The organism is Acinetobacter sp. YH12094, assembly GCF_013419295.1.
Taxonomy (GTDB): Bacteria; Pseudomonadota; Gammaproteobacteria; order Pseudomonadales; family Moraxellaceae; genus Acinetobacter; species Acinetobacter amyesii.
In genome coordinates this window covers 1-5,817 of sequence record NZ_VPAK01000058.1, presented here as the reverse complement: position 1 = coordinate 5,817, position 5,817 = coordinate 1, and the positions used below count along the sequence as shown (strand labels likewise).

Sequence of the window (5,817 nt, the reverse complement as noted above, 5' to 3'; positions counted from 1 at the left end):
TCATTTGCCGCTGTACCGTCAGCGCCTGATCTATCAGCGGGCTGGCATTGATCTGTCCAGATCCACGTTATCTGACTGGATTGGTCGCTGCGGTGTGGAACTGGAACCTCTGGCCAATGCCTTAAAAGAGGTGGTGCTGCAACAGCGGGTGATCCATGCCGATGAAACGCCGGTCACCATCATGCGGATGGGTGAGAATGATAAAAAACCGAAGAAAGGTTATGTCTGGGCCTATGCCACCACACAGTACAATCCAGTTCAGGCGGTGATCTATGACTTTCAGGATAGTCGTTCAGGCCAGCATGCTGCAGAGTTCTTGAAAGGCTGGCAGGGCTATCTAGTCTGTGATGATTACAGTGGTTATAAAGCACGCTTTAAATCAGGTCAGGTCATTGAGGTGGGGTGCATGGCCCATGCACGTCGTAAATTCCATGAACTGCATGTAACTGGGAAAAGTCAGGTCGCTGAACAGGCATTGGTGCTGATTCAGAAACTGTATGCGATAGAAGCAGAACTCAGGAAAAAGACCGATGGTACAGCGGAAGACCGCCGCGAATACCGACAACAGCATAGTCAACCAGTGATGCAACAACTATATGAATGGCTCAACCAACATCATCTGACAGTGCCATCGAGTTCTCCCACCGCCAAGGCCATCAATTACACTCTGAAGCGTTGGCCAGCCTTAAGCCGCTATCTGGATGATGGCAATCTACCGATATGCAACAATTGGGTAGAGAATCAGATGCGTCCCTGGGCGTTGGGGCGCAAGAACTGGCTGTTTGCAGGTTCGCTGCGCAGTGGTCAGCGAGCGGCAAACATCATGACTTTAATCCAGTCAGCAAAGCTGAATGGCTTGGATCCGTATGCCTATTTAAGTGATGTGCTGAAAAGGCTGCCGACACATAAAGTGACCCAGATTGAAGAGTTACTGCCACACTGCTGGAAACCTAAATCGAATTAAAAATTGGTATGGGATTCAGCGGACGCTTACAGTTTATTCAGCTTAGTAGCTCCTATTTTAAATTTATTATCTATACTTTTTTCAGCAATATCTCCTACCGTTTTTGCATGATCTTTCATATCTTTAGTTCCAGTTAACGAAATACCACCCGCGGTATAGACATTACCATTATGTAAATTATATATCTTAGAACCTCCAAATGCTGAGAATCCTCCAGTACATATTACATAATCAAACAAAGGTTCTACTGCAATTTCACATTGTCTCCCTGTTTTCATCCAACAATCATAATTACGCTGTCCTTCATATGCTATTCTAGCTTGAGCACTTGCTGGAATTCCAAACATTTCACCAAAATTAAAACTATTTAATCCTTCTGGATCAACCCACTGATTCGGATCACTCACATACGAAGAGTTATTCAACCCACCAAACAATCCAATCGGGTCTTTACTTACATATCTTGCACTATACGGCTCATAATAACGGTAACGGTTATAATGTAAGCCAGTTTCGTCATCGTAATATTGGCCTTGGAAACGAATATTAGTGTCTTCAAGCAATGCATTAGTGGCTTTTATTTCTATAGCTTCACCCCATGCATCCTGTTTTATTTCCCAAACACACTCACCTAATTCATTAGTTAATGTTTGCGGCGTACTAAATTGGTCACAGTGATAAAAAAGCACCCGCTCCAATTCAGCTTTATTTTTTCGTGTTTCGGTTTTCCATATCGGATCTTTATAAACCGAATAATCTTCATGCTGAAATTGAGAATAATTGGGGTTTCTAGAAGCTTGATAAAACCTGTATAGCCCGTTTGCAGCAGCGGTACAAAACTCTGCGGTTCATAGACATAATGCTTAGTGTAGTTTTCTTCAACGTCATTAGATTGCTGTAACTCCCAAATCATCAGGTCACCGTCCCAGCCGAATAAGGTCAGGGTTTGCGCATTTTGATTTTTCTTGTATAAACGCCTTCCAAATACATCATAACCATATTCAGTCGCCTGACCATTAAGCTCACTTTGGATCAAACGGTTCAGGTTATCCCACGTCAGTTTTAATGTTTTGCCTGCATGGCTGCTTTCAATCACATTGCCTTGCGCATCGTATTTATAGTTTTTACCCTGATATTGAGCGATCAAATTACTTTTCACTTGAGACGCCTGCGTGGCAATCTGGTTAATCAGATTCCCTACAGGGTCAAAAGTAAAGCTTTCCGATTTATGCACACTTTGGCTCTGTATCAAACGACCAACCGCATCATATTGATAATTCAGCTTGCCTAAACGGCTGTCGTCCACCTGAGTGAGTAGATAATTTTGATCATAATGATACTGCCGTTCCGCCTGATGCCGAACACTCCATAAAATTTCTTGTTATCACTAAGAATATCAATATTACAAAATAATCATATTAAAATTTTAATTTCCAGCAACTCCATACTACATCATTCTTTAAGTTAGTTTTCACACATTCCACTATCAAATGGTATATCAACCAATATTTCATCACTTGAATTCAAATACCTATAAATATATATAATATCAATATTCAATAAGTTATTTATTGAATTACAAATTTCTACTTTCTTCCTGCCAGAGTAATAATATTCCTTCATACCTTCAGCCTGTTCAACAGAAATGCTTTGTGTATTAATTTTATATACATAGATTAACTTATTATCGACTATCTTCAAGTCCACCCAATTTGTATATGCATCAACTAAAACAGGCAATTCCCTTTTCTTTTCAACAACAAAATCTTGTATTGCAGCAAGCTCATCACTGGGCTTTAAATAATCTGAACTTTTTGTTTCTATACACCCTGTTAAAAAGACAATAGAGAATACACAGACAAGGTTATTTAAAAAACCGTTTTTCATAATAAATCCTTTAAAAAACCATCAAAAAAATAAAACCAATCAAGTATGAGAAAATAAATACTCCTCTTCCTAAAACCGCCCAATAGCCACTACTAATACTTATTGGTTTCAACATTAAAAATGAAACATTCCACAAAGCCATTAACAGAAGTGAAAAAAATATAATACTCCCAACAATATCACTAAAACTATATCTACCAATAAACACCACTAATAAAATAAAGTAAATAAATGCAAAAAAAAATGTTGTATACCAACGATACTCAAACATTAACTTCAATATTAATTTATCCATGCTAACCTTGACTCACTCTCGATTAAAACTAAATCGCCTTCAAACTACCTTAAACAGCTAAAATCATAAGGATCTTTAGGAATAATTGGTATGTTATGAGGATCTATCTTTACTGCAGGAGACATTAATACAGGAGTCTTAGTATTTTTATTTCTTTCTGCTATTACATGATCGGTTACTGCACTCGCTGTCTTATCCACATATAGTCCATAAATTGAAGATACATTACCAGAACCTATCTCAGGTATATTATCTACATATTTTCCAGCATATTTTCCAGCAACCGCTGGTACAGCAACGCTCGCTGTTTTTTGTAACATTGTTTTATCATCATCTAACACAGCACTAAGTGCGCCCATACCTGTTCCAACGCCAGCAATAAAAGGAGCTGCTGGTGCACAAACCACAGTCATTGCACACCCAATACTAATCACATCTGCAGCAGTGCCTAAAGTACCTAAAGTTTCTGATAATTGTTTTTTAGTTATTGGTTTTTTAGGTTTACTTAGCTCTTGTGTCTGTTTCTTAATTTGATAATCTGCTGCCAACCCCAACGGATCCACCCATTGATTCGGGTCTTTTACATACGAAGAATTGTTTAAACCACCAAATAGTCCAATCGGATCCTTACTCACATACCTTGCACTATGCGACTCATAATAACGGTAACGGTTATAGTGCAATCCTGTTTCACTATCGTAATATTGCCCTTGAAAACGTATATTGGTTTGCTCAAGCAAGCTACTTGAAGCCTTAATTGCTAAAGCTGTGCCCCATGTATCTTGCTTAATTTCCCAAACACACTCACCTAACTCATTACTTAAAGTCTGCGGCGTACCGACTTGGTCACAGTGGTAAAATGTAACTTTTTCTAATGCAGCCTTATTCTTCCGTGTTTCAGTTTTCCATACTGAGTCTTTATAAACTGAGTAAGGTTCTGTTTGGAACTTTGAGTAGTCTGGTGTTTCAATTAATTTAATAAATCCGGCATAGCCTGTTTGTAGCAAGGGTACAAAGCTATTCGGCTCATAAACATAATGCTTGGTATATTGCGCTTGTTCATTACTGGATTGTTGTGACTCCCAAATCATTAGGTCACCATCCCAACCAAATAAAATCAAACTTTTATCAGTATGACTATTTTTAAATAAACGTCGTCCAAATACATCATAGCCATAAGTCGTGACTTGGCCATTATGATCACTGCAAATCAAACGGTTCAGATTATCCCACGTCAGTTTTAATCATTTGCCTGCATGGCTGCTTTCAATCACATTGCCTTGTGCATCGTATTTATAGTTTTTACCCTTATATTGAGCGATCAAATTACTTTTCGCTTGAGACGCTTGTGTAGCAAGGGAGTCAATTAAATTCCCTGCAGGGTCAAAAGTAAAGCTTTCTATTTTATGCATACTTTTGCTCTGTATCAAACGGCCAACCGCATCATATTGATAATTCAGCTTGCCTAAACGGCTGTCGTCCACCTACGTGAGTAAGTATTTTTTTCGTCTTGGGAATGACGTTCTGCTCGGTATTTTGAGGCTTTCTGAACTTGATCTAAGGTATGCTGTTCAGGGCGGATGAGCTGAGTGAGCCCATATCATTGTAGTTTTTAGTTTGGATAAACTATTTGTAATAACTCAAAACCGATCTGACCGTTATCCTTTTTATCATGCTTGTCAGTTTAAATCTTCGCAATCTAGAGGTTATTTAATATTTCACCTTTGTGTAACAACGCCTCCCCAAACTAATCATCCATACTTTTAACTATATAATTCACAACCATAATAAAGGAAATGAGAACCCCTATAAAAAGAATAAATATCGATAAATAATAACTAAAAGAGTCCTCCAAATATATATTTAATGACCTCCTAGCTCTACACTCCTTAAAATATACACAATCATAAAGCATAGTAGATATTAAATATAAGACTACAACTGAAAAACCACCACCATTTTTAAGAAATTTAAAAATCATTACACTTCCCATATACCTCTATAATTTTCTGATTATAAATATTATTATCTATACTTCCCGGATCAAGATTTTTTTCATCCTCAGAGAAATTATATTTGTAATTTTTCTGTAAATCATTATATACACACTCACATATTTCTTCTCCAAACTCACCTGAATTTATACAACCACTAATAAAATCATTTTTATTATTTACAATTATCGCAGGATTTATACCACAAGATACAATAAAAAAAACAACAAAAAGAATACATAATTTGTATTTTATAATATTCATTTACTTATCAACTCCATGCTTTTCAACCTGATCACGGCTTTGTTGCACAAAGATTTGAAATACAAAGCCCCCCTAATTGAGCCAAATTTAAGGCGTAACTTGGGTAAGTGGTCGACCTAATTCCGTAAATCTGTTGAGGACTGCTACACGTGCATGAATTTCATTGACTTGGCTATCAAATTTTCTTGCACTGAGTTTATCGCCTAATAACTTGATGCAATGCATCTTAGTTTCAACCAAACTTCGCCGATGATAGCCGGACCATTTTTTCCATAATGTCCTGCCTGAAGCACTGCTTCGCAAGATTAACCGTTCGAAGTAATTCATTTCGCGCTAGCGAGCTGATCTTTGTATCTTTCCATGGTTTCGCATTTTTTCTAGGTGGAATCACCGCATGCGCTTGCCGATCTGCA

At 37.8% G+C, this 5,817-nt stretch carries 3 protein-coding genes and 4 pseudogenes; 1 reads left to right on the top strand and 6 read right to left on the bottom strand.

Annotation, left to right across the window (positions count from 1 at the left end):
* Positions 1-964, top strand: a pseudogene (locus FTU34_RS17365) (IS66-like element ISAba25 family transposase); the annotation flags it as partial.
* 368 nt (positions 965-1,332) lie between these two features.
* Here FTU34_RS17365 and FTU34_RS18080 read toward each other — a convergent pair.
* From FTU34_RS18080 to FTU34_RS17330, 6 genes and pseudogenes are all read right to left on the bottom strand, one after another.
* Positions 1,333-2,336, bottom strand: a pseudogene (locus FTU34_RS18080) (RHS repeat domain-containing protein); the annotation flags it as partial.
* Between the two features lie 92 nt (positions 2,337-2,428).
* Positions 2,429-2,851: a hypothetical protein gene (locus FTU34_RS17350; protein WP_180036278.1), complete on the bottom strand. Its 423-nt coding sequence runs from the start codon at positions 2,849-2,851 to the stop codon at positions 2,429-2,431.
* 10 nt (positions 2,852-2,861) lie between these two features.
* A complete protein-coding gene (locus FTU34_RS17345) occupies positions 2,862-3,146 on the bottom strand; it encodes a hypothetical protein (RefSeq protein ID WP_180036277.1) in 285 nt (94 codons plus the stop codon).
* A gap of 536 nt (positions 3,147-3,682) precedes the next feature.
* Positions 3,683-4,769: pseudogene (locus FTU34_RS17340) on the bottom strand (RHS repeat domain-containing protein); the annotation flags it as partial.
* Between the two features lie 347 nt (positions 4,770-5,116).
* Positions 5,117-5,404, bottom strand: a complete 288-nt coding sequence (locus FTU34_RS17335; protein WP_180036276.1) for a hypothetical protein — start codon at positions 5,402-5,404, stop codon at positions 5,117-5,119.
* Between the two features lie 87 nt (positions 5,405-5,491).
* Positions 5,492-5,817, bottom strand: a pseudogene (locus tag FTU34_RS17330) (transposase); the annotation flags it as partial.

Bases quoted from the DNA above. Each gene is read 5' to 3' on its own strand.
- FTU34_RS17350 (WP_180036278.1), bottom strand. From the start codon at position 2,851: ATGAAAAACGGTTTTTTAAATAACCTTGTCTGTGTATTCTCTATTGTC.
- FTU34_RS17345 (WP_180036277.1), bottom strand. From the start codon at position 3,146: ATGGATAAATTAATATTGAAGTTAATGTTTGAGTATCGTTGGTATACA.
- FTU34_RS17335 (WP_180036276.1), bottom strand. From the start codon at position 5,404: ATGAATATTATAAAATACAAATTATGTATTCTTTTTGTTGTTTTTTTT.